This is a genomic window from Microbulbifer variabilis (genome assembly GCF_052468405.1).
Genome location: NZ_CP174343.1, coordinates 1288866 through 1314228 on the forward strand (window position 1 = coordinate 1288866; position 25363 = coordinate 1314228).

The following is a 25363-nucleotide window of genomic DNA, read 5'->3' on the forward strand; positions in this document are numbered from 1 at the left end:
GTGGCGCCGATATTGATTTCGGTACCGCCTCCTTAGGTGAAAATACAGCTAGCATAGTTGAGCGGCGTTTTTTTAGGGGCGGGTAGGCCGAAGGGTGGGTCTTGTTATATCGCGGAACAATGGATAGTCTTCCATGCCCCACTGGATTGGCAGGTTTGCGCACAATCCTGACCCGCATTAGTTAATTTAGTCAGATTGCAAAAGCTGAGCGCAATTTACTCCATCTGCCGTATCAGACTTAAAGCAGGTTTATGAGCAACAACGAAAAGCGTCCACTCTATATCCCCCACGCCGGTCCCTCCCTGTTGGAGATGCCACTGTTGAATAAAGGTAGTGCCTTCACTTTAGAGGAGAGACTTGAATTCAACCTGGCCGGGCTTCTGCCAAATAATGTCGAAACGATTGAGGAGCAGGCTCGGCGCGCTTATCTACAGTACCAGCAATGTAAGACGGGGCTGGACAAGCACATATATCTGCGAGGGATTCAGGACGATAATGAAACCCTGTTCTTTTACCTGATTGAGCATCATATTGATGAGATGCTGCCGATCATCTATACGCCCACCGTAGGGGCAGCCTGTGAGGAATTTTCTAACATTTACCGCAATCATCGCGGTCTGTTTGTCTCTTACCCAGACCGTGAATATATTGATGATATTTTGCGAAGCGCTACCAAGGAAAACGTCAAGGTTATCGTAGTGACCGATGGTGAGCGTATCCTCGGTCTTGGCGATCAGGGTATTGGTGGAATGGGTATTCCTATCGGAAAACTATCCCTGTACACAGCCTGTGGTGGTATCAGCCCGGCTTATACACTTCCCGTCACCCTGGATGTTGGCACCAATAATCGCACCCTCCTCGGCGACCCCATGTATATGGGCTGGCGTCATGAGCGCATTTCCCAAGAGGAATATGATGAGTTCTTAGAGCAGTTTATTGAGGCGGTAAAGCGTCGCTGGCCCAAGGTGTTGGTACAGTTTGAGGATTTTGCCCAGACCAATGCCATGCCACTGTTGCAACGCTACAGGGATCAAATCTGCTGTTTCAATGATGATATCCAAGGCACCGCCGCTGTCACTCTGGGGACCATTCTGGCCGCCTGCAAAACCTGGCAGGAGCCATTAACGGCCCAGCGGGTTCTGATTGTGGGTGCCGGTTCCGCCGGTTGTGGAATTGCCGAGCAGGTAGTGTCCGCTATGGTGCAGGCTGGCCTTGGCGATGCAGATGCGCGCTCGCGCATTTTTATGTTCGATCGCTATGGGTTGGTAACCTCTGATATGAAGGGGTTACACGATTTCCAGGCTGCACTGGCCCAGTCTCCGGATATCTTGGATGGGGCAGCCGAATCAGACCTGCAAAGCCTGATTAGCAAGGTAAAGCCGAGTATTCTTATTGGCGTATCCGGACAGGGTGGTTTATTTAACCAGCAGGTGATTGAGGCATTACAGAAGGGCCATGAGCGCCCGCTGGTGATGCCGCTGTCAAACCCCACCTCCCGCGCTGAAGCGACCCCTACAGAAATATATACCTGGACCAAGGGGGAGGCGCTGGTGGCTACCGGCAGCCCATTTGCCGCAGTGGAAATTGATGGACATCACCACCCGGTGGCCCAATGCAATAATGTGTATATTTTCCCGGGTATTGGCCTTGGGGTGATTGCCGCGAATGCCACGCGGGTTACCGACGGCATGTTGATGGCAGCCTCCAATGCCCTGGCAGAGCAGGCGCCAGTGGTGAAGCAGGGGGAGGGCGCGTTATTGCCACAATTGGATGATATTCGAGAGGTGAGCATTGATATCGCCAGGGCTGTGGCTGCCCAGGCACAGCTCGATGGAGTTGCGCCCAAAGTGAGCCATGAGCATCTGGAGAAATCTCTCAAGCGTAACTTTTGGCAGGCCGACTATCGCAGTTACCGCCGTCGTTCTTTCTGACCACTTAATAACAGCCCTGGCCGGGTAGTTCTACCCGGCTTTCTTCTTTTAAGCCAGTTGCTCCCCTGAGAAGAAGACTTCCGGTTGGCGCAGAACCAGATAATCCTCCCATTGGAAACCGCTGCTTAAGAACTCAATCGCAGCTCTAACGCCCGATAAGAACAAGTGCTCACAGTGTTTTCCTGGCATTGCGAAGTCCAGCCAGTGGGGGTGCTCACCGCTGGTCATCGGTTCTATAGCGATCTCTTTTACCAGTGTGTGGTACTCCGCATTCAGGCTTGCCCGCACATGGTTGTCGAGCATATTACGGCAGGTATTGATTAGCCCCATGGCAAAGCGCCCCACCTTGTCAGACCTGGGCTGGTAGTGGTCCACCTCCAGCTTGATACCAAAAGTGGGTAGCTTGGGAGTACCGACTGGCTTGTGGAAGATATCAAAGGGGAAGTTGGATACCAGGCCGCCATCAACAAACTGAATCTCTTTAGGGAAACCATTTTTAAAGAACAGCCTGGGATCGCCAATCCCTTTTATACTGCGCCAGTTCTCAGCCACTGAACTGCATTCATCCAGCTGGGGAATATCCTTCACAGTGTAAGGTTTGAAAAAGCCCGGCACAGACATGGAAGCCCGGACGAACTCGGCGGGATTCACCACATCCGGGTTACTAAAATAGAGCGGTGCCTTGGCTGGGAATACGGCTCGTGTTTCAGTGGTAATATCCGCCGCAACCAAAGCGACTTCTGCATTGCCTACTATGGGATCGGGCTCCCCCCGGTAGTGAAGGGTGGGAAACTGATTGATACGCTGGTTGAGTTGTGCCGTATTGGTAATGCCCAGCTGGCGCAGTTCCTCTTGTAGCCATTGGGTAAAAGCATCGCCAGGATTGAGGCCTTTTTCTCGCAACAGTTGCTTGCAGGTTCGTAGAGAATCGAACGGATGCAGGGCCAGGCTACTAAAAAGCCCTTTGCCTTTAAGCAGGCGTTGTACTGTTTTGCGCGCAAAACGTTCGCCGTCTTCAAAGCTGGCAAAGTCCGCCTTAGCCATAATATCCAGTAACTTTGCACTCTTACATGAGCCCGGTGTGCCTGCAGCGGCTAAAAACAGCGCATTGATGGCACCTGCAGAAGTGCCCGCAACCTTGCGAAAGCGTATGCCGGCCTTCTCAAGGATATAGGTGTAGCCCACCAGGGCAATCCCCAACATGCCACCGCCTTCCATCACCAGATCCACATACTGGAGCCCGTCAGAATCCTGCACGTCGCTAAAAGATTTACCCTCGATCGATTTCCGCGAATCTTGCCAAAGGGTATCCGCTTGGGAGATAGCACTGGTCACCCACGCTGTTTTACTCATTTCATCTTTCCCTGAAGTGGCGGTCGATTCCATACGAAAGTTAAAAATATTATCGGTTAAAAGAGTGGGGCAGGGTATCACCCAGAATCAAATTCGCCATAGCATCGAGCTTGTTTTTCGTGCCTTCCCACTTGGGCATCACTTGATTCATTAAACGGTAAAATCGCTCGCCGTGGTTGTGTTCGGCGATATGGCAGAGCTCGTGCAAAATGACATAGTCGATGCACTGGCGTGGTGCTTTTACCAGGTGGGGATTGAGGGTAATACGCCCTTGCGGTGAGCAGCTGCCCCACTGGGTTTTCATGCTGAGGATACGCAGTGGTGGGCGCCCGGAAACCCACAGGGTCTGCTCAAGCAGAGTATCCAGGCGGCGGTGAAAAATTTCTTTGGCGCGCGCCTTATACCACTCCGTCAAAAGCAGGCGCACTCTTTCGGGATCTTTTTTACGCACGGATACTTCCAGCTTGCCGCGCAGTAATTTCACCTGTTGTTGGGTGTCTTCAGGTTCAATCACTTTCAGCAGATATTGCTTGCCCAGATAGTAGTGGCTCTCGCCGCTGATATATTGCCGTGGCGTTATATATTCCAGCGCTTTGCGGAAATCTCGTAGCTGCTGGTAAATCCAGCGCCCGCGTTTTTTTACCGCTTTTAATACCGCATCGTTATCGATAGGTTCCGGTGCGCTGACCACCACACGACAGTCGGGATGCACTTTGATCAGCACTCGCCCGTTGGCCTGGGAGCGGGGTAGGCATTCAAAAGTGATGCGCTCATCCCCATAGGCAAAGCTCAGTTGCCGAGAGTTGGGGTTAGTTGGGGGGGAAGTAATGGGCACATTCATGCCGAGGTTAGTCTCCGCTTAAACCAACGCGGGTGATCTGTAGGATCATCTCCACCATTTTCTTGGCCTGCACCATACCACTGCCGATGGATTTGCACTCCATAAATAATTTGGGCATCAGCTTTTTATGGATATCCTTCTCAATATTTTGCGGGCTGATGGAGTGCTCCATTACGGACTGGGCAACCATTGTATCGATCTCGAAGGCCAGCTTGATCCACTTATCCTGTACCTGGCTATCACCAACCGCAAAAACTTCCGGCAGGTTTTTCTTGAATACACCAAAATAGGCCTGGGCGTGGCGGTTATCGGCAAAGACGTTGGGGATTTCATCCAGGTTGCGGGCTTTTACCTGGGATTCCAGCGCTTCGAACAGTAAGTACTGCTTGTGTGGGTGATCGAACAGTTTTTCCGCCTCCTCAATGGCTTGCAGCAGTAACTTGGAAAAGGCTTCCTGGGCATAGGGATCGTCGCGCAACTCCTGTTCGATCATGCGGGTTACGCGGGTTTTAATAATATCGGTTTCGTTGCGGGTTTTGTCCTCCTCCCAATCTTCAGGCCGCTCCGCTTTGCCCATTTTATTGACTTCGTATTTACCCTCGGGCTCTAAGATTTCCACCCCCACCACATGCTTATCCAACAGGTTTTTTACCTGGGCCGCGTATTGGTCATAGTCCACAGAGATTCCGGTTTGCTGCAGCGCCCATTGGCGCAAACTGGCAAATTGTTTAACCGTCTGTTTGTAGTGCTGGCGATCACTATCGCTAAAGCTTTTGTCTTCGAAGAAGGTGGCCGATTGCAGGGCTACTTTCAGGCAGGTGGTGAAGTGGGTGAGTGCTTCGTAGAAGTCCTCGCGCACTTTTAGGTTTATATCGACCAATTCACCATTGCGCTGTTCAATTTTGGGCACTATCACCTGACGCAGTTGCTCGGTGTCCTGCTTATTTTTCACACCGGCGAAAATGCCCCAAAGGTTTTTATACAGCAGGGGCAGGCGCTTGTACTCGCTGCTCATGGGGCTATAGAGCCCGGCGATATCGTCGATATCGTAACCGCCCTGGGTGCGCGCGGCCAGATCCTGGTATTTCTGCATGGTGGTATCCAGCTCTGCCAGGATGCCCCGGTAATCGATTAGCAGGCCAAATTTTTTATCCGGGTGCAGGCGGTTGACCCGCGCGATCGCCTGGATCAGGTTGTGTTCCTTGAGCGGCTTATCGATATACAGCACCGTATTTTTGGGCTCATCGAATCCTGTCAGTAGTTTGTCCACCACAATCAGCAATTTCAGGGAGTCGTCTTTATCGAAGCGCTCAATCACTCCCTGGGTGTAGCGCTGTTCATTTTGCGAGCCCACATTGTCTTTCCACCACTTCACCACCTCCGGCATCGAGGATTCATCTACCGCCTCGTTGCCCTCGCGGGTATCTGGTGCACTGATCACCACGGCTGATTCAAATTTCTGCGCTTCTGGCCAGTGTTGCTGGGCCTCATCCAGGTACTTTTTATATTGGATGGCAGTGGCCTTGCTATCGCAGGCCAGCTGGCCTTTTAAGCCCGCATCGATGTTTTTAACAAAATGGGTGGCGATATCGGTAGCAATCAGTCGAATGCGATCGTCTGCCGTGTAAATCTCTCCCTTGCGGGCAAACTTGCGCTTTAAATCTGCCTGCTGCTCCTCGCTCAAGCCCACCGTAATGCGCTCAAACCAGCGGTCAATTGCGCGCTCATTAACATTCAAGTCCGGGATACGCTCTTCGTACAGCAGTGGGGTTACGGTGCGATCCTCCACCGCCCGCTGCATGGTATAGGCATGGACTATGGGGCCGAATTTATTGGTGGTTTTGTCGTCTTTCAGCAGGGGTGTGCCGGTAAAGGCCACAAAGGCGGCATTGGGTAGGGCCTGGCGCATACGGATATGGTTTTCGCCGCCCTGACTGCGGTGGCCCTCGTCGATCAGCACAATCAAGTCGGCACTGTCGTTGCGACACTCCGGCAGGGCAGTGGCGCCGGTAAATTTTTGCACCAGCGAGAAGATAATCCGCTCATTGCCGCTGCCAATCTGCTGGGCCAAACGCTTGCCGGAAGTAGCCATGGCTGCTTCTTTGTCTTTCTTGCCCGCCAGTTCTCCACCGCTGGCAAAGGTATTGCTGAGCTGGCGCTCCAGATCCACCCGGTCGGTGACAATAACCAAGCGGCTCTGTTTGAGACTCGGCTGGAAGATCAGCGCCTTGCTTAAAAACACCATGGTGAAGGATTTGCCGGAGCCGGTGGTATGCCAGATCACACCACCCTCCCGCGCGCCGTCATTGCCGCGTTGGGCAATACGCTCCAATAGCCGTTTAATGCCGAACACCTGCTGATAGCGGGCGACGATTTTGCCGGCCTTTTTATCGAACAGGGTGAAGTAACGGACCATCTCCAGCAGTCGCTGGGGCGATAGCAAGCTGATCAACAACCGATCCTGGCCGCCCAGGGCCAGCTCGCCGCCGGCGATCAGGGTCTGGTACCAGTCCAGATCTGATGGGGAGCGCTGTTTAAACAGAGTTTGGATTTGTTCGCTGGAAAGGGGGCGGTTTTTGACCGCCAGCATTTCCTCATCGGCGATATCTTCCTCGCGCCAGGCCGCCCAGAATTTTGCCGGGGTATTACAGGTGCTGTAGCGACCCTCGGCACCGTTCACCGACAGCAGCAGCTGGCTGTAGGCGAACAATTTTGGGATTTCATCGGGGCGCTGGTTGCGCAGGCTCTGGGAGATACCCTCGTCAATAGAGGGCCCTTTCTTGCCATCCGGGCGCTTGGCTTCGATCACTACCAGGGGAATACCGTTGACGAAACACACCATATCCGGGCGGCGGGTCTCTACGCCGCTGGCGCGGGTTACGCTCAATTCCTCGGTAAAGGCAAAGTGATTGTTTTCGATGGTGTGCCAGTCGATCAGGGCAATCGTGGGGGTGGCTTTTTTGCCATCGACAAATTCGGTCACCGAAATGCCGTAGAGCAGGTGGTTGTACAGCTCTTCATTGGCTGCTAGCAGCCCTTTGTTAAGCGCTGGGTTGCACACTATGCCAATCAAATGGTCGATGGATTTTTGTGAGAGCGGCTGCTCTTTACCGGCGAAATGGAAGGTCCGTTTGCCCAGCTCCCGGCGCAGTATCTCCGTGAGTACCACTTGGTCCTGGCGCCCACTACGGGCTGCATTGGCCTCGGTGGGAGGCAAAAACGACCAGCCCAGATTGCATAACAGGGCCAGGGCGGGGATCTTTGCGGCGTATTCTTCTTGGAATTTTGGAGGGGAGTGTATCATCCTAAACTTCTCATAAATCCGTTTTAGCGAAATTCTATAAGCCTATCGATCTAGTACAGCTTCGTTTTTAAATCCCGGTGGCAGGTGTTTAAATCTATCTGTTGATGAAGGAGTTGATTTAAAGTGAAATGCTCTGAGTGCTGCAATATCTACTTCTGTAGTCAATACACAGGAATTGTCACCACCTTTAACATACAGCATGGTTTTACTTGCAGTGTTTGTAGGGCGTAGAATGCAAGAACCTCCATATTGAGATGTGTTTGCTTGCACGGTATAGCAGTGAAGATCCCTGACAGCGGATTCAAGAATGTGCTCATAGTAATTTGTATCTTTATTCCATACGCATGCGAAGAGTAGGTCAATTTCTGATTTAAAAAGGACTCTGTGAGTTATATCTGACAACTCAAAACAATTATAAGTAGCGAATGAAACTCCCCTCCATGACACTTTGTGATAGAAAGCTGTCTGGTCTGCTTTGGTATTACCGGCGTTTAACCTTAAAGCTTTGAGGAGATCTAGTTCAGCAGGGGCATAGTGATTCTTAATCCTGGCAGTAATGGCGCATGTCTTGTATTTTCCCAACTCTTTAAAAGGTAATGTTTCGATAATTAGATTATAGGCTCTATCGCCAACCACCCAATGCTCTAGACCAAAAACTAATCCTATTTGATTACGCCGAGAAAACGTAACCATAAAGGGAAGCCAGCTTACGGGGATGGATACTTCAGGCATTATAAGAATGTCGGCATTTTCCCTGATCGAGGAATTCAGAACTTCATAAAGCTGCTCTTGCCGGGTAAAAGATAAGTTGGGTTGCTGGTCTTTTCTGATGGCAGCCTCAATATTTAAATCCTTTACGATTAGGTTTGCGATAGCGATCTTAAGTTTTTTTTGTGATATGTCATCTTTGATGGAGATTTTAGATTTTTTTATTTTACCATCATGGCCTTCGTCAATTTCCACCTTAACAGGGAATGATTTTTTTTCAGTTTGGCATTGGTATTTTTCTAGAGCGTCTTGAAGCCAAGTGTTTAGATTTTTTTCATGATCTAAGTATTCGGTTAGGGTGGAAAGTTGCAGCTCATCGAAATGAAGGTGTCTCGGGGAGAAGTTAACTTTTCTCTGATTTGCCTTTTTGTCCGAAGACTGCCTAATGCTTTGTTCGCAAGTTAGGTCGCCATCATAATTAGAGTAATTTGCTAAAGGCCAGGCAACCAAGTGATGACGGATGAGGTTGGACTTTCTAAATGCCCATGAGTATTTATGTAAAGTAGAGTTGTATGAGACTAGTCTGTTCAGAGAATGTCTTGATGAGTTGAAGGCGGGCTGTTGATCTATATTTTCAAATAACGCAAATGTTAATTGCGGAAGGCGTTTGATGTCGAGTAGCCCTACAGTAATGGCCAGCGATATCTCATTATATTGTTTGAGGTCGGCTTGAATTTTTTCTGTGACAAAATTAAGCTCTTCATAAGAGTTGGAATTTATTACCTTAACTTTTTCTATTTCTATTTTTAAGTTGTTGTAGAAGGATGATATGAAGTTATAGTCTCCAGTTATTATGGCGTATTGATATAGTTTTTCCCATAGGCGCGCGAATTGCAATGCATTTTGGCCGCTAAAAAATTTCTTTGTTTGCGGCAGAACGGTATCCTTTTTGTCTAATTTGCATAGTCTATGAGCTGTGATATGGCTAGCAAGGTATCTGGATAATTCAGTCTCATTTTCTGCCAGACCCACAATGCTGCGAAGTTTGTTGGCTGACCCATTGTACAGTACATTGTATGCAAATTTATCTAGCTCTAGATCAATGTGGTCGCTAGGCAAGAATTTGAATGCGCTACTACGTTCATCTAGCTCTTGTCTAAAGATATCTAGGCCAGCTCTGCTATGTTCTTTATCATAAAATTGTAGAATCAACTTGTCTTTCTGTATTGGAAGATGATTCTTGCCTATCTTTATGGTATAATCAGATGCACCTTTTGTTGTTGATAGTGCCGCCTTTAGGTATTGACTGATAAAAGACTGTATTTGGTTTTTTGAGTCAATTTGGGGGCGCTTAAAAACCATAATAATATCATCAACATATCGCCCATAGTATGCCGGACGTACTTGATTTTCAATCATCGAATCAAATTCAGATAAATACCAGTTTGCAATAATTGATGAAGATGGAAGCCCAATTGGAATTCCTTGTTTGGAGCTGGTCGTATGCGTTTTTTCGCGGTGAGGCTGGATTACTTTGTAATATTGGCAATAAATTTTCTCTAGAATGTCTGTAAGTTGAATAGATAAGCTGTAGCGGTTTTTGTCATTTTTATAGTGTTGTTTGATTACATCTCTGACGGCTTCAAAGCTAAGATCTATGTTGTAGAAATATGACTTTAAGTCTAGTGATAGAAGTGCAACATCATCTCCATCTTTGGATGTTTTTTCGGCTTCCTGAATGGCTTGGTCTCGCCATTGATTATATTGCTCTATATATCGTTTGAAAATTTCTTGCCCTTTGGTGCCTCTTTGATCATTGGCGTAGTTTAAGGCCGATAGATGCATCCTGTTGCCATAACTATCTTTTGTCATTTGGGCTTCGAGCGCCGGGCCAGCAAAAAGGCACCAGAGCATGTCAATAATGTGTAGGTTTACTGGTAAGTTAATGAAATAATTAACTTTGTAGACTTGATATTCTTCAGAATTGCGCACATTGCTTATAAAAAGCCCATTATCTTCGTTGTGATTATTCTGTTGGAGATCCTCCTGTCTCTGTACTACCTTAGGAAGTAGATGATAATCAATTTGATGGATTAGTTTCTCAAGGATTTCATTTCCTTTTGTACTTCCACTTACGATAGCGAATACTTCTTCGCTAACAAAATTGAGGTTCTCTATCTCACTCTCAAATTTTGCTACTCTGCACTTTGCAAATAGATTTAGATTCTCATAATAAACATAGCTCTTTAAGTAAAGGTAGGCTGTTTCAATATGGCTGCTGCTTAGGTCCATCTAAATTTCCTTAAGTTTGGATTTGCACTTGCTAGTTGCGCAGTTTAAGAAAAATTACCTGTTATCTATTTGCTAGATGCTTTGATGATTTTCCAAAAAATCATTAATTGTGCCTTCTCCAATTTTATTTTCTAGCGGCGGTGCTATCAGTGCAAACAGCAACGTTTGAACTTTTTACCGCTGCCACAGGGGCAGGGGTCGTTGCGGCCGGTTTTGGGTTCTGCTCGGTGGGGGCCGGAATTGGTTGAGAGTTCCGGGGCGCGCTGTTGCAGCCAGTGGCGGTGCAGGGCGCGGGCGGCGGGTTCTATTTGAGTGACGCTGTGCTGGTGCTCTGTATCGGTGAGGGTGCCGAGGTGATCGAGGTGTTCCTCGCGGCCGTGTAGGGCGATGGTTTGCAGCTGGGTATCCAGTTCTGCGGGCAGGTTGGGCCATTGGCCCAGGTCGACGCCGCGCATATAGCCGAAGCACCACTCCTTGACGATGGCGAAGGGGGCTTCGCCCTCTCGCTCGGTGATACGAAACAGGGCGCTGAACTCTGCGGGGGTCTCTACCAGCATCATGGCATTGCTGTTCATCAGCTGGAACAGCAGCGCGGTAAAGCGCTGCATCTCCTCCTCGCTCTGCCACTCCGGTTCATTGCCGGGGCCGCCCCAGAGGGCGGAGAACCAGCGGCTGGGGGGAATCATTTCCGGACCGGAGACCAGGGCGGTGAGAAAGCCATCCAGTTCGCAGATATCCAGCACCGAATCGTCGTTGCCGTATTTGAGTAGCACGTCCTCAATAAATTCCAGATCGGCTTCACTGATGGGCGTGTCGAGATCGAGGGTTTCGCTAAATGTCATTGGGCACTTTCCAATTGGACCCGGCGCTTGCCGGTGAGCAGCTGTTGCATCAGGGCTTTTTTCTCCTGCTTTAGGCAGTCGAGTTTTTGTTGCAGGGTCTCGATTTCCCGATCGGCGCTGGATAGGGTTACGGCGATTTTTTGTTGTTCATTAAATGATGGGACCTTTAATGTTATCTTCTCAAAGTCTTTTTTTGAAATCTCTAAGAATGTAGAGCCGGAGGATTTTTTGACCAGCTCTTGTGAGTTGAAAGTCAACAGGTAGTATAGGAACTCAACTAAGAACCCTTCGCCTGGAATAATGTTTTTAAATCCTTGATTTGTTGTAATTTCTGATGTTGAAATTGCCATTACGCCAATTGTCGCCCTGGTGCAAACTAGCAAGGTCCCTTTGGGAAGTAAGGTGGCAGAGCTACTTTTCAGCGCTTTTTCAGAGATCGTTCTTTTGGTGCTATCAACATACTTGGAGTTGAGTGCGCTAACATCTGTTGGTGTTAACCACATTAGTGAGCCGCCCCAAAATTCTTTGACTTTAGTATCAGGAGTTCCCCCTGAAAAAACCTTTCCCATTTTAGAGATGGGAGTTGCTTTCCACTCCCCACTAAACCGAACCCCATTCTTATCCCGCAGGCGCTTTTTGCCGGTCAGCAGTTGCTGCATCAGGGCCTTTTTCTGCTGGCGGCTGTTGGCGAGCAGTTTTTCGCTGGTGTCGATGGCCTTATCCCAGGTAGATAGGATTTGGGAGATCTTTTTTTGTTCGGGGAGTGGTGGAAGCTTTACAGGTATGGAGATCAGTTTTTCACGAGTTAAATGGGCAATACTTGTACGAGTTGTATAGTCATCAAGTAATTTTGTTCCGGCGATACTTGCCATATAGGCCTGAAAAAACTCTGATATTATCTTTCCTTTACTTCTCAGTCTATGTAGGGCTTTTTGATAGTAAACTTCCCTTTCGTTATCGTTCCAGATTGCGCATCTACCCACTTCTCCGCCTTCACACATGATTACGTCACCGGAACGTAAAGAGAATTTCTGTATATCTTTATCACTGAAATGCATGTATTTGAGATTTGAGAGGTCAAAACTGCCCCACTGAACGTTTGAATTGCCCAGATAGGGGTGTTGAGGCTCTAACTCTTTTGCTTTCTTGTTAAGCATCTTACCTAACTGTACATCGAACAAATCGCCAACACTCTTGATGTTCCACTCCTTGGGCAATTTCATTTCATTACACCAGAGTGTTTGCTCATTTGTTCCTTGCTGTTGCAGTATTCACGAGAGCCATAACCCAACTCCTGCAAATACTGCTCCATTTCCCCCTCCAGCTCACTTAACTGGGATTTCAGCTGCTGCCGCTCGGCACGCACGGCCAGCAGGTCGACCTCTTCCTCCTCCTCGAAGGTATCCACATAGCGGGGGATATTCAGGTTGTAGTCGTTATCCTGAATTTCCTTGTGGCTGGCTACATAGGCGTATTTGTCCAGGTCGGCGCCCTGGCGGTAGGTGGCCACTACTTTGTCGATATTGTCCTGGGTGAGCAGGTTCTGGTTTTTGCCGGCTTTAAATTCCCGCGAGGCATCGATAAACATGACGCTGTCGTCCTGCTTGTCGCGGGCGAAGATCAGGATGGCGGCGGGGATGCCGGTGCCGTAGAAGAGTTTTTCCGGCAGGCCGATCACCGCGTCCAACAGGTTCTCCTCGATCAGCTGCTTGCGAATCTTGCCCTCGGCGGAACCCCGGAACAGCACCCCGTGGGGCACCACCACGCCCATGCGCCCGCTCTTGGGATTGAGGGTTTCGATCATATGCAGGATAAAAGCGTAGTCCCCCTTGGTTTTTGGCGGTACGCCGCGATGAAAGCGGCCGAAGGGATCGTTGCCGGCTTCGTCGTGGCCCCATTTGTCCAGGGAGAAGGGCGGGTTGGCGGTGACGATATCGAACAGGTCCAGGTGGCCGTTTTTGTCCAGCAACTTGGGGTTGCGAATGGTATCGCCCCATTCGATTTTGTGGTTGTCCTCGCCATGCAGGAACATATTCATCTTGGCCAGAGACCAGGTGGAGCCGATGGCTTCCTGGCCGTAGAGTTCGTACTGCTTGCTGTCGTGGTGTTCCCGCACCTTGCGCCCGCACTTCATCAGCAGGGAGGCGGAGCCGCACGTAGGATCGCAGATGCGGTCGCCGGGGCGGGGGTCGAGCAGTTCGGCGATCAGCTCGGACACTTCCGGCGGGGTGTAGAACTCACCGGCCTTTTGGCCGCCGCTGGCGGCGAAGTTCTTGATCAGGTATTCGTAGCCGTTGCCGATCACATCCAGGTTGCCCACGCGGCTGGGGCGCAGGTTCAGCTCGGTTTTGGTGAAGTCTTCCAGCAGGTGGCGCAGGATGGTGTTCTTCTGCTTCTCCTCGCCCAGCTTGTCGGTATTAAAGGAGATATCCTGGAACACGCTCTTGCCGGCGTCCTTGAGCTTGGTGCCGTTGGCCTCTTCGATGGCGTGCAGGGCCTGATCGATACGCTCGCCATTGCCGGGCTCGTGACGGTGCTCGTACAGGGTGTAGAAGCTGGCACTCTGCGGCAGTACAAAGCGCTCGCTCTTCATCATCTCCTCGATCAGCTCCGGCTCGTCGCCGTAGGTTTCCACATACTCCTCGTAGTGGTCCTGCCACACGTCGGAGATGTACTTGAGGAACAGCATGGTGAGGATAAAGTCTTTATAGGTATCGGCGCTGATGGTGCCGCGAAAGGTGTCGCAGGCATTCCACAGGGCCTTGTTGATGCTGTCCTGGCTGATTTGTTCGGCGGCGCTATTGCTGCTCATGGGGTGCTTCTTGTCCTTTGTGTACTGCTGGGGCGCTGTGGCCCAGTCGAATTCGGTTTGTGCTGGCATTGCTACGGGTGTTGTCGCGGGCGTTGCTGCTGGTATTGTTTCTCGGCCTCTGCGCGGTGGCGCCCATTATACGCGTGGTAGGCGCTGCAACTGCTTGGCAATCAGGATAGTGAGAGCCAATCCAGCGCAGATCTCTGGCATCCGGGCAGCCGGGTTATTTGGGGGCTGCTCGCCCTGGCTGTGGCGATGTTGATTGAGCGGTCGGGTGGCGTCAAGGGCATTTATACTCTGGGCGCTTTGAAGTAAAAGCAGCTTCAACAGAGGGTGCGATAGCTGGTTAATACGTAATGATCACAGTCTGATTTTCTGGTTGTTTTTTGATCTTCTGTAGTGAGCCTTCCGAATGGTTGGGCTGGGATGGCTAATCTATAAAAAGCCCTGTGCGTTAAAGGACTTTTGAGCTACTACTGGCGCCAGAGCAGTGGTTGCGTAGGAAATGGTAAAACTGTAATTGAGCTTGGCGGCGGCTTGCTAGCAGGGGGAAGGGGTTAAATATGATTCGGCATATTACAAGTATCTTGGCGAGCGTGGCTCTTTGGCTCTGTGGGAGTATGAGCCTGGCTGAGACGGAGCAAAATAAAGGAAAGTATCTTGGGGCCTTTAATGATCCGGTGGCTTATTGTCGAGTTGTGGTCAACGCGGACAACCCGGAAGAACCCTATATAGGCCCCGCAAAACCGCAGATGGTATTAACGGGTATTTACCTGGCGGCTGGTATTTCTGCGGGCGCCCCAAGGGATTGGGTTGCGGGGGGCACCTTTTGGCGTTGTATGGATGGCGGAGTCTATGCGTGTTTTATCGGTGCCAATCTTCCCTGCAAGGAAAAGGCGAATACTTCGAAGGAGCCGAGTGAAGCGATTACTGCTTACTGTAAGAGCAACCCTGCATCTAAATCTATACCGGCAGTTGTAACTGGCCGGGTGACTATCTATGAATGGCACTGTGAGAATAGCGTTCCAGAAATTACCCGACAGGCGCTGCAAGTAGATAAGCGGGGCTTTATCGCGAATTACTGGTATCGGATGGATAGACCGTGATAAATAGATATCATCGATAGAGTGGCTTGTCTTATGCAAATTGAGAGCCACTGTCACCGAGGTGGAAAAAATGCAAAGCCATTGTGAAATGCGGCCAAACTATTTTGGCGCTCAAATAATTGGTGCCAGTGCCCAGTAAGGCTTCAACAGTGGGGTGTTACTCCCCGCTGCTCTTGAGGCCTTAAAAACCTACTAACCCCATTTCTTACCTGAAAATGGATTTGTTACTAGTGGATCGGAGAAAGAAAACGTTGGACCCGGGGCACGCTGTGAATACATCCCTGTGCGCTCGTAATCGGTATTCATGTTTTAAACGCTTCCTGTTCTTTCACTCTGCTTTTTTAGTAAGAAACAAGCCCACTAATTTCACTCTTAGATCTACTCGTTATCCAGTTTTTTTGCGAGTTTATGGCCTTCATCGGAGTCCCCAAGTTTCCAATAGCTGGAGATATAAATATGGGTTTTGGGGATTTCTTTTTCCTGCTTAAAGAATTTCCGTAACTGACGCATGCTATTAAATTCGCAAGCGGCCCAGACGGCGGCTTGACCTTGGGGCCAAGGCAGTGCCTGAATTTTAGGCAGGAGCATCTCTCCGGTGGGGAGGGGATTTACCACCCAGTGCAGTTGCAGGTTTTTTGGGTGTTTGAGTAGCTGAATATCAGATTCGCTTTGGACCTCTATCACCGCATATCCACTGGCCTCATCAGGTAATTGGGCCAGGTTAACGCTGATAGCGGGTAGGGCGGTCATATCTCCGACAAGCAGAAACCAGTCGGCCTCATGGTTAACCAGCTTCTTAGGGCCTGGTCCTCCTATCTGAATACAGTCTCCAGGTTGTGCATTGGCCGCCCAATTTGAGGCCGGTCCTTGATTTTCATGCAAAGCGAAGTCGATATCGATTTCTGTCTGCCGTTGGTGCCTGATGGTATAGCTTCTCATTAGCGGGCGTTTACCTTCGCCCTTAGGGAAAACCAGTTTTACATAGGCACTTTCCTGGTCACTGGGAAAGGATTCAAACCCATCGCCGCCCAGAGTGATACGTAACATATGTTTTGAGATTTTTGTGGAGCGCAAAACGACCAGCTCTCGTGTACGTTTTTCAGCCATAGTATTTAGGCTCCTTAATCTGAAGTAGAGTGTTCGGTCAGGTTCTCGATCATAACGCTGGCGATATGGGCAAAAGTTTTTAGTTCTTTTTCGCTCAGGTTGTGGGTCATTGCAGCGATAACTTCTGTTTCCAGGTTATTCACTTTTTCAAGAATCTTTTTTCCTGCTGCTGTGGGGGTAAGGAATTGACTACGGCGATCATCGGGGTTATCAGTTTTATTGATGAGTGCGGAATGAACCAACTCATTGAGTACCCGTGTAATTTGGGCCTTGTCCTGATTCATTCGCAGAGCGATTGACCGCGCGGTACTCTGCGGATATTTGCCTATTCCCTTGAGCACGCGAATATGATTTACCGGGAGGTCAATTTCTTGCTCCTGAATACGGGCTCGCAGCTGTCTTTTGTAGGCGTGGATCAGCTGGTGCAGGATTTCATTGGCTGGGTAGCTCACAGTGATACCGCATTAGATTGATTGACTTTGTCAACTTTATTTTAAATGGTTGATAGTGTCAACTAATCTGAATGGCATCGCGTTAGAGTCGAGAGAGGATTTTCCGTAGAAGGCAAAATTAGGGGGTGAAGTTCGCAGCAAGCCCGAGCCTTAGGGAGTAATATTTGCAAACTTAAAATCGGATAAAGGGGAGGGGGAGCCCCTCCCCAGTAACAGTAGGAATCGCGTTTACCAGGTTAAGCTGATATCGGTTCCATCAAACTTTACGTCTGAGTCGTACACATATTTCAATGTGCCTTTCCAGAAGGAGCCGTGCCATTCCCAGTCGGCATCGTAGCTGACTTCATTAATCACCTTTTGACTAAAGGCTTCAAAGCTGCCGTAGCGCTCCTGGCTACCCATGATCACTACCCAGGTTTGTTCGTTCCAGTCGCAGGTAACGGTATTGGAGTCACCATTGCCACAAGGATAACGCACAGCGATATAGCCGTCGTCTTCCTTGCCGAACTTCCAGTTGCCGCTGCGCTTTTCCTCTTCAAACCCTTCCGGCCACTGCAGGGCTACGTTGGAGCCGCCAGAGTGGAACAGCTCAATTTCCGGGTAGGGATTGTATTGTATTACGGCAACATTGTTCACCTGCTTAATCTTGGGCAGGTGGTCGTTTTGCATGGTGCTATTGCCATCGCCAACCTTCGCCCAGACTGATTGGGTGCCGGTGGTGGCGATCCAGGGGGTCTGCTGGTAGCCCTGACGACCACCCCAGTAGTTCTGAATGGAGTGCATCATCACACCACCATTTTTATACATAGAGAAGTTGGCACCGGAGAGCACCGAGCTGCGGCTGAATACAGCTCCGGCCTTAGCGGCAGCGGGGGCAGCCGCTTCTGAAAGACCCAGGAATTGGTCAAAGGCCTTTAGCCCTTCATACCCTTCAAGCTGATATCTACTGGCGAACCAAGCGGTATCAGCGGCTACGTCGGGGTGGAAGTAGGCTCCCTGGCTCCAGTAGAAGGGCACACGTTCTTCGCGGGGGAAGTCGGCATAGAGACTGTTTCTGGCATCGCCGAGAGAGTGGCCTACCGAGTAATTCATATTCAGGTTTTTACCGAAATACTCAAAGACCTCATCGGTGATCTCCAGGCCAGAGGTAGCCAGCATTACACCTGCGGGGCTTGGTGTTCTTACTGACTCTTTGCCCAGGCCCGTTAACAGGTAGATGATGCGGTTGATGTTGCCGCCGGAACCGTTTCTGCGATAGCCATCGTTACTGCGGCCTGCGGCTGAAAAAAGGATGCCCTGGTCGTTAGTGACCAGCAAGATGTCCTGTAGCAAGCGTTGCGCAGCTCCTGTGGCCAGTGCGCGGATTTCTGCATCTTCAGAGAAATCGACGAGGTTAAGTAGCGCGGATAAGGTGTAGGGGTAATAGACCGGGGAGTAAAACTCGTAGAAACCGTACTGGTTTTTGACTTCCAGGTAGCGCTTTAGGCGCTTATAAGTTCTGTCATCTGCAAAGGCACCGTACTTTTCCTGCAAAAGGTACTGGGCAGAGGTGTACATGATCATGTGGTTTTCAGAGGCAAAGACATGATCCCCAGTGCCGCCTTCCTTAAACCAGAAATGGTATCCATCCAGGGCGGCAAATAGTTCGTCTTTAATTTCCGGGCGGAAAAACAGAATGCGGATCAGCCTGGTGAGGGTGAAATCTGAATTTTTTTGTCCACCATTGCGCAAGACATCCAGGTTTTTGTTCAGTGCCTCCCAGTTGAGCTCATCGCCAGTGTATGCCTGCAGGACTACAGCGGTATCATTGGTGGAAGAAACCCCCTCTTCAATATATTGCAGTTGCCTATTTTGATAGGCGCTCTCATCAAAAGACTGCGCACTTGCAGAATGTATCGCCAATCCGAATAAAATTGGGTACAGCATTCCTACTACTGGTACTTTCATCAGTACTTGTTCCTATTTAGATTTTGATTTTTGGCGTTAAACACCATAAATGTACCACTTATGTATTACAGGAATTTATTGGACTAAACGATAGGTATTTTCTGTCGGCTTGGGTTGCGATTTCGACCACTTAGGCTCTTGGTTCTCACTTTTTAAAAATTTTCGTGGTCAGTTTTTTGGTCGTCTTAATTATTTATTTTTTATGTCATGCAGATGAATTTTTTTAGCTGCTAATTGGTACAAAGTGGTATCCAAGATAAATTTGTTTTCTCAGGTAAGATAATGAGTAACCTTTTATTCGCTACTGTTTTAATTGTCAGTTTAGGTCTGAGATGAACAGCTTCGGGAAGGGAATGATTAGTTTAATAATCACTTCTTATTGGCGCCAGTTTAGTTTGTAATTGCTGTGCCAACCGATTTAGCACTTGGTGAGAAGTACTCAGGTTTATAAGGTGGCAAAGCCTGGGGGATTAAAAATTTGCTATTTTGAGAAGAATGTTTTTACAAATAGCGATGTTCGCTTTCATGCATTCGAGAATAAAAAATGAAAAAATTACTAATCTTCTTTGCGGCTGGTTGTTTGGGCGCAGTAGCCAATAGTGTTGTGGTATGGCTGTTTGGGGACTTTGGAATAACCCCATCTCTTGGTGTGTCTATTACCCCATCTTTATCCGCTGAATGGCTCTATCCCAGGGTAGTTTGGGGGGGTATTTGGGGGCTTTTTTTTATTCTTCCCTTCTTGTCATCGAAGTTGTTGTTAAAAGGCAGCATCCTGAGCTTGCTCCCCACTGCGTTCCAGCTTTTTGTGGTTTTTCCGGTGATGGCTGGAAAAGGTATGGCTGGGCTTGAATTGGGTGCACTTACCCCGGTTTTTGTATTGTTTTTTAACTGGATATGGGGAGTTGTTACAGCGCTCACAATAAAATGGGCTCAATCATAAAGCCGCTATATCTGGTTGCTGGGCTTAATTGACAAGTATTCTTTTAGCTGCGCCAAGGCCGCGACTGGTTGTCGTAGAGGGTCCATTAATCCAGTGATCAATAATCTGATGGGCAAAATCACGCCTCTGTGGCCCACTGCTGCCCTTGGTGAGTTCTCCTAGAACCCAGTGATTGTGTGCGATCCAGGTATCCCTGGCGACTGGGCGAATACTCTGGTCTGCCTCACAAAATAGCGGTAGGGATATGGTCAGGTCGCTGGTTTGGCGCAGGGTCTTTGAAGAGATACCTGGGTTTCCAAGTGTATTCCACCAGTGCCGGGCCGTATCCGGGTCGTGTCCAAATTTTTGCTTAAAAGATTTTGTAAAAGGGCTGAGAAACGGCCAGGTACCGCCTTCCAAAATACGTTCAACTATCTCTTTAGTGCTTGCCCGATCACCGAAGCTCTCCGGGTCATAAAGTACGCGGTCTTTAGCGGCGGCATGGATAGGGCTGGTGGCGTCGGCGGTAACTATCGTTTCTGTAGGCAGGGCTGCTGCGGCAATGGGCAGCAAAGATGGAGCGCCAAGGCCCAGGCAGTGAAATCTTTGCAGGCGCGTGTTGCGGTCTTGGTAGCCATCTGCAATGCCTTTAAGTACTTGTGCCAGGCGCACGTAACGCCGTGGGACCGGACGGGCCAATTTGAAGGATGCTGTACCACTAACGTAAAAATCCGTTGCATTTAGGTCACCGCAAATACCCGCGAGCCCCATAGCTGCGGATGTTACTCCAGCTTCTGCGGCGAGTTGTCCGGCGTCGCGGGCCGTGTTGTAGTCCATCGCACTCAGTACCGCATATATCGCAAGCCCCTGGCAGAGCGGGTTTTCCGCTACTTTTTGCCAAAGCCTTAAGCTGCGACGGTTGCGTGAGGCAATGCGCTCCACTGTCCAGCCTGTGATCTCCCGTTCCAGGTCCAAGGCCACCAGGCAGGTGCTGGCGAAGTCTTCCTGGGCGATAAGGTCGGTGGGATTCATCAGCAGCTGACGTTCGATCAGCTGGAGGGTATCGATAGACTCGGATCGTCCAGTGCAGTCGGCAAGTACGGATTCTGCCAGTGCATCGGCTTTTTTGCGTAGGCTTGGCGGGACCTCGCGACCGCGGGGGAGATGACCGAGCTTTCGGCGTAGAGTTTTGACCTCGCGGGTGATTTCCCTGGCTTTTTCAGAGAACTTCGCAATGACAGAATCGATTAACTGCTTTGTGCCGTTATCGGCAAAGAGTGGCAGGCCCCTGTTGCGCACCTCAACAGCCAGACGCAGGTTTGGGTTTGTAATACGATGGGCTGATAGCAAGTAGCCATCGGCCGAAATGAGATGACTGGCGAAGGCATCCAAAGTTTGACGGCGTAAGTTGGCAATAAAGTGCATTGAGGCAACTACCTGAGCGGTGCTCCCCCATGGAGCGCATGTGAGCAGGATTTCCACTCATCAAGCAGTCCATGCATGTCTTCCAGTTCCACTTCGAGTTCGAGCGCAACCTGCTCAAAGATATCCCACGCGGCAAAAACATCGGGGTGAGTTTCGATACACTCGGCCACGGCATGATCCATTGGCTCGATAGGCATATCCATCTCATCTTTTTGATGCAGGTTGGGAAGGCTGGGAATGGCCGTCTCGAGACATTCAGCGCGCACAGACTCTTTGGCGGCGTGCCACTCGGCCTTTGCCAACTGCGCCATCGCCAGTAGTACCTCTAATTCCAGCAATTTGATTTCAACACTTTCCTGTTCCGACAAGCAGCCGTCATCCGGTGGCATGGTGCTTCTCCTGTTAACGTATCAGAGGGGTAAAGAGCAGCTCTGCAGCGCCCTGGGAAGATTCATCGCTACTATCAGGGTGTTGGACTCCAAGGGACCAATAGAGATTTGCATGGCTCCGCCATGGCTGGAACCAACGGCTTGCCAGCCTCATAAATGCGATGTCAAAGCTGCTTTCGCCAATATCGGCAAGTGCGAGAGCGTCTACCTCTACACCAGGTCTTCCGCTTAACAGGCTTGAGCTTTTTCTGAATATGCCGCTGAGCCTACAAAAGGCCCCTTTGGTAACGCCGGCATGCGGTAAGTGAGAGAAGCGCACCACGGCATTTGCCTCGGCATCGCTGGAGGGGTCATGCAACTTAATGTGGCTTAATAGCATGCCGCCTTCCTGAGGAGGAGAGGTGACATTTTTTACGAAACCACGAACTTCAATAAACTCTCCGTCCAAGTGGTTACTGAGTTTGGCCAGCTCCACATTCTTACCATTGGGAAGTGCGGTACTAAACGACATTGAGGCAATACCCTTCTGCAGTTCCTTAATATCTTTTGGTATTTCCAAACCGCTCGTACTCGCGGCAAGTCTGTAGCAGGCCACATGGCTGGCAATGGCCTTGCGAGTAAGAAAGTGGGCATCAACGGCGATATCCCCAACCCGCTCAGCCAAGCCGCCGCTACCTCTCCCCAAGAGTTCTTGGATGACGTTATGCATAGCCGCCTGCGCTCCTATGAGTGCGGGCAAGTTCCGTTCTATTTCCCCTGCGAATAACAAGGAAATGTTTGTGATATTTTCCGGGTTGCCTATCAATACTGCGCTGTAAATCTGCTTTTGCCACCCCTCTATAAAATCTGTAAATTCCCTGATGATGGCTTTAACTTCGCCTATGTCATCCGTTGAGAACCCAGGTTTATGCCCTCCTGTCGACACAGCGTTATTAAATTGCGCATGCACTAAAGCCAACAGGCCGCGACACAGGCACATAATTACCGCATCGGCACCACTTTCCAGGCCTGGGTTCAGGGGTTTATCTGTATTGGGCAGGTAGGCGTTCAGGAGGCTGATATTTTCCGTGTCTCCACTCGCCAGGCCTTCCATTGATGCCTGAATATCGGCCCTTATTCCTATGTCGGCCAACCTTGTACGCAATCGCTCCACAATACTGTTGGGGACTTCCGAGCCCACCATTTCTTCGGCTTTTGCCAAGAGTCTATCCAGGCGGCTATCGATATCCATTTGTTGAAGGCCATCTTCAAGGTTGGTCGCAAATTGGTCCCTGCTTTCACTGATAGCAATACCTCGTAATACGTATAGGAACTCCAGACCCATTCGATGATCGATTTGATTTAGTTCGGAAGCATTATCTGCGCGGCTTTGTAAATTGCGAAACTCTGCATATCCAAGCCCCAGGCATAGGCGAGCCTGCTGCTCAAGCTGGTTCCAAGAGAAAGTAAGAAGTGTTTTTTGAACAGCTATTGCTTCCCGAAATAATCTTTGGAGAGCGGGATTTGGAACCTTGTAAGCTGGCAGTAAATTAAACTGAGATCTTAGTAGGGATAAATAAGTCTTGCTGGGGTGCACATTGGGCTGTGGCATCCAGGTCTCCTTACGTCACAAACGGGGTTAGTTTCTCAGTCAGGAGAAGTAATAATAGTTAATCGTAAGGTTTCTGCCTCAAGCGTTCATCGCTTGAATAGTTTTCTTTTGAGCGCTTTTAAATCAAGGCGAACAATCGCCTAGCTATTACTTGCTGATAATTAACCTTGCTAAAGATCTGTTTTTGCGCCTCTGATGAACTATTGCCGTTCTAGCTTTTTGAGGGGGCTTTGATTAACCATTTTATTAGGCAGGCGTTAATAGAGATGCCGAATACAGAAGTAATTTATTGCGATCTAAAAGCGCTTTGACTGCTCCGGCCTCTGTACCATCAGTTGACATAAGCAGAGTATCGGCACTCTGCTTAATTGGTTTGACCACAACGGTAAAGCAATAGTTAAAGATTAAAAAACAACAACTCAGGCGCCTGGAGAGTAAATTGAGAATAAGTCGGCTGATATCTTTCTTCCAGCCAGTATAAAAAACAACCACACATATTTGCTTGGCAATTGCACTATTTGTATAAACTTTAATAAGCTTGTTTTAGCTTGAACCTGAAGGCACCTTCTCTTCGATAGTTTCAATCGGCATCCAACCTAAGTACTGGTGCGCATTTTCGTAATGGTCCATTCCTACTTCCCAGGCAATAAGGGTGGCGCCCTCTGACTCTGTGGCAACTTTCCAAATTACCCTGACTAACCCACGATTTGTGGCATTTTCCGCTGTAGGAAGACAGTCTTGACAGCTAATCCATTGAGGTAACTTACTGTTCTGGCTGGGTTTACCAGCAAGGGAGATTTGGTTACTCAAAAGAAAGTTCCTCACCAAACAAATTTGAATTGTAAATAGTCTTATTGTTGCTTATTGAGGTGCCAATAAAGGTATCGATATACCCGCGGTATTGTTCACCTGTCGGCAATCATAGCATATTTGATAGTGAGACTTGCTGGTCAACTATAGGCCTACGCAGCAATAATTTGGCTTCAAATGTGAACTGGTTAAATGAATTTTTTTATTTAGCAGGGTGTCTATTAACCTTCAGCCCATAAAAGTAGTTTTTCTTTTAATTTTTCATAACCCTCAGGCCGGCCTGATTCTTATTGTTGCGTAGATTTAGGGTTGTCTGTGAGGCTATGAGATCATGTGATTATACTAACACTGTTTAATATTTTGGTGAGTTTCATAAGGGCTGTATTGTATTTTTTGGCAATTGTATAGACCAAAATATATTCTTTATTAAGAGTGCTGGCAGGTTCTGTAATAGTTAATAGAGAGGTTGTTATTAAAATTGTTGCGTATCTTGGGAATTCCTTACTCTAAAAGATCAGTAACTACCGCATGATAGGTGCTAATAATTTTGGCCCATGCTGATGTTATAGTATTTCAAGGATTTCTTCTTCGGAAATTGGTTGGGGTTTAATTAGATCTTGTCATCGGGTCAGAAGGGGCATGATCTCTTGAGAAAAACTGATACTTTACCAATATGAATATCTCGGATAAATTTTTTAGTCGCGGCAACTATTGGTGCTGAAAGATTTAAACACTGAATTCTATGCAGGGATTTCTCAGAAAAATCCTAGGCACCTAGTGTTTGATGGAAAGTAAAAGCAGAGACTTACAATGCTCTCCCGAAAGACCAGTATATATGATCTCCGTATCGCCCTAATGGGCGATAAACTTTTTTAAACTGCATATAGACCATCTGATTCTCAGCGATTTCTATTTGTCACTATCCGTTTCTTTTTGATCCGCAGATAAATTTCTTCGCGGTGAACGGAAATGGATTTGGGAGCATCCACTCCTACCTTTACCTGATCACCCTTTACTTCAAATACTGTGACCGAGACTTTTGTTCCAATTCTGATGTTTTCGCCAATTCGGCGGGTTAAAATTAACATGGTCATTTCCTATTGAACTTAAACCATAGGCAGGCTTTCCACAGTGGAAAGGCTTAAAAGTAATGTGTGAAGGAAATGCGGGGTGGTGCACGAGAACGGTAGGCGTAGAAGAAGAAAAGGCGGGCGCAACGCTCCCAGAGCCTGGGGAATCGCTCCAAGCTACTGAATGTTCTCCACTTTATTGAAGACGAGTGGGTTTCTAGCGTATTATCCATTCAGCCATTTTGATAGTTGCGTTATCAATTTGGTCAGCTGGCCCCTGGTGTTACAGCACCTTGGGTCAGCGCCTTTTACTTACTCTTACATCACGCTAGCGTTCTCCTTTGAAGGGTGGGGTTTCTAGGGAAATCTTAAGGCTTCTGACTCTCTGAGGCTTTTTAGATTATTGCCCACAGAGGTTTGCTAAATAAGCGCCTAAATCCCGATAAATATCCACCAATTCTACG

General features: G+C 48.9%; 19 protein-coding genes. 3 read left to right on the forward strand and 16 right to left on the reverse strand.

The genetic code is table 11. The features are described from left to right. The first annotated feature begins 251 nt into the window (after positions 1–251). A complete protein-coding gene (locus ACJJJB_RS06115) occupies positions 252–1931 on the forward strand; it encodes an NAD-dependent malic enzyme (RefSeq protein WP_282950892.1) in 1680 nt (559 codons plus the stop codon). A gap of 48 nt (positions 1932–1979) precedes the next feature. Here ACJJJB_RS06115 and ACJJJB_RS06120 read toward each other — a convergent pair whose 3' ends face one another. The 8 genes from ACJJJB_RS06120 to ACJJJB_RS06155 all read right to left on the reverse strand — a co-directional run bounded on the left by ACJJJB_RS06120 (position 1980) and on the right by ACJJJB_RS06155 (position 14410). Beyond that, the gene (locus ACJJJB_RS06120; protein WP_445365902.1) at positions 1980–3284 is read right to left on the reverse strand and encodes a patatin-like phospholipase family protein; all 1305 of its coding nucleotides are present in this window, start codon (positions 3282–3284) and stop codon (positions 1980–1982) included. A 49-nt stretch (positions 3285–3333) separates the two neighbouring features. Next, positions 3334–4125 carry a M48 family metallopeptidase gene (locus tag ACJJJB_RS06125; protein ID WP_445365903.1) on the reverse strand — a complete coding sequence of 264 codons (792 nt, stop codon included), beginning with the start codon at positions 4123–4125 and terminating at the stop codon, positions 3334–3336. A 7-nt stretch (positions 4126–4132) separates the two neighbouring features. Further along, positions 4133–7429 carry a type I restriction endonuclease subunit R gene (locus ACJJJB_RS06130; protein ID WP_445365904.1) on the reverse strand — a complete coding sequence of 1099 codons (3297 nt, stop codon included), beginning with the start codon at positions 7427–7429 and terminating at the stop codon, positions 4133–4135. Positions 7430–7471: 42 nt separating this feature from the next. After that, entirely contained in the window at positions 7472–10429 is a 2958-nt protein-coding gene (locus tag ACJJJB_RS06135) for an RNA-directed DNA polymerase (RefSeq protein WP_445365905.1), read from the reverse strand. A gap of 146 nt (positions 10430–10575) precedes the next feature. Beyond that, the gene (locus tag ACJJJB_RS06140; RefSeq protein WP_445365906.1) at positions 10576–11271 is read right to left on the reverse strand and encodes a YecA/YgfB family protein; all 696 of its coding nucleotides are present in this window, start codon (positions 11269–11271) and stop codon (positions 10576–10578) included. Then, on the reverse strand, positions 11268–12494 hold the full coding sequence (locus tag ACJJJB_RS06145; RefSeq protein ID WP_445365907.1) for a restriction endonuclease subunit S: 1227 nt from the start codon (positions 12492–12494) through the stop codon (positions 11268–11270). The genes ACJJJB_RS06140 and ACJJJB_RS06145 overlap by 4 nt, the downstream gene beginning before the upstream one ends. Then, positions 12491–14083 carry a type I restriction-modification system subunit M gene (locus ACJJJB_RS06150; RefSeq protein WP_445365908.1) on the reverse strand — a complete coding sequence of 531 codons (1593 nt, stop codon included), beginning with the start codon at positions 14081–14083 and terminating at the stop codon, positions 12491–12493. Before ACJJJB_RS06150 ends, ACJJJB_RS06145 begins: the two co-directional genes overlap by 4 nt. A gap of 135 nt (positions 14084–14218) precedes the next feature. Beyond that, positions 14219–14410, reverse strand: a complete 192-nt coding sequence (locus ACJJJB_RS06155; protein ID WP_282950881.1) for a hypothetical protein — start codon at positions 14408–14410, stop codon at positions 14219–14221. A 236-nt stretch (positions 14411–14646) separates the two neighbouring features. On the opposite strand from ACJJJB_RS06155, the gene ACJJJB_RS06160 reads away from it, so the two are divergent. Next, a complete protein-coding gene (locus ACJJJB_RS06160; RefSeq protein ID WP_444901756.1) occupies positions 14647–15189 on the forward strand; it encodes a hypothetical protein in 543 nt (180 codons plus the stop codon). A gap of 378 nt (positions 15190–15567) precedes the next feature. Here ACJJJB_RS06160 and ACJJJB_RS06165 read toward each other — a convergent pair whose 3' ends face one another. From ACJJJB_RS06165 to ACJJJB_RS06175, 3 genes are all read right to left on the reverse strand, one after another. Next, entirely contained in the window at positions 15568–16296 is a 729-nt protein-coding gene (locus ACJJJB_RS06165; protein WP_445365909.1) for a siderophore-interacting protein, read from the reverse strand. A gap of 14 nt (positions 16297–16310) precedes the next feature. Beyond that, positions 16311–16748 carry a MarR family winged helix-turn-helix transcriptional regulator gene (locus ACJJJB_RS06170; protein WP_020415049.1) on the reverse strand — a complete coding sequence of 146 codons (438 nt, stop codon included), beginning with the start codon at positions 16746–16748 and terminating at the stop codon, positions 16311–16313. A 228-nt stretch (positions 16749–16976) separates the two neighbouring features. Further along, entirely contained in the window at positions 16977–18695 is a 1719-nt protein-coding gene (locus tag ACJJJB_RS06175) for a hypothetical protein (RefSeq protein ID WP_445365910.1), read from the reverse strand. Positions 18696–19239: 544 nt separating this feature from the next. Between ACJJJB_RS06175 and ACJJJB_RS06180 the strand changes: the two genes are divergently transcribed. Beyond that, positions 19240–19635: a hypothetical protein gene (locus ACJJJB_RS06180; protein WP_020415051.1), complete on the forward strand. Its 396-nt coding sequence runs from the start codon at positions 19240–19242 to the stop codon at positions 19633–19635. 24 nt (positions 19636–19659) lie between these two features. Here the strand turns inward: ACJJJB_RS06180 and ACJJJB_RS06185 are convergent, their stop codons facing one another. From ACJJJB_RS06185 to csrA, 5 genes are all read right to left on the reverse strand, one after another. Continuing rightward, entirely contained in the window at positions 19660–21039 is a 1380-nt protein-coding gene (locus tag ACJJJB_RS06185; RefSeq protein WP_445365911.1) for a hypothetical protein, read from the reverse strand. Positions 21040–21047: 8 nt separating this feature from the next. Beyond that, positions 21048–21428 carry a hypothetical protein gene (locus ACJJJB_RS06190; RefSeq protein ID WP_020415053.1) on the reverse strand — a complete coding sequence of 127 codons (381 nt, stop codon included), beginning with the start codon at positions 21426–21428 and terminating at the stop codon, positions 21048–21050. Positions 21429–21441: 13 nt separating this feature from the next. Further along, positions 21442–23019, reverse strand: a complete 1578-nt coding sequence (locus ACJJJB_RS06195) for a hypothetical protein (RefSeq protein ID WP_445365912.1) — start codon at positions 23017–23019, stop codon at positions 21442–21444. A gap of 543 nt (positions 23020–23562) precedes the next feature. Continuing rightward, positions 23563–23829 carry a hypothetical protein gene (locus tag ACJJJB_RS06200; protein ID WP_020415056.1) on the reverse strand — a complete coding sequence of 89 codons (267 nt, stop codon included), beginning with the start codon at positions 23827–23829 and terminating at the stop codon, positions 23563–23565. Positions 23830–24728: 899 nt separating this feature from the next. Next, positions 24729–24917 carry a carbon storage regulator CsrA gene (csrA, locus tag ACJJJB_RS06205; RefSeq protein WP_353375198.1) on the reverse strand — a complete coding sequence of 63 codons (189 nt, stop codon included), beginning with the start codon at positions 24915–24917 and terminating at the stop codon, positions 24729–24731. Positions 24918–25363: the final 446 nt, after the last annotated feature.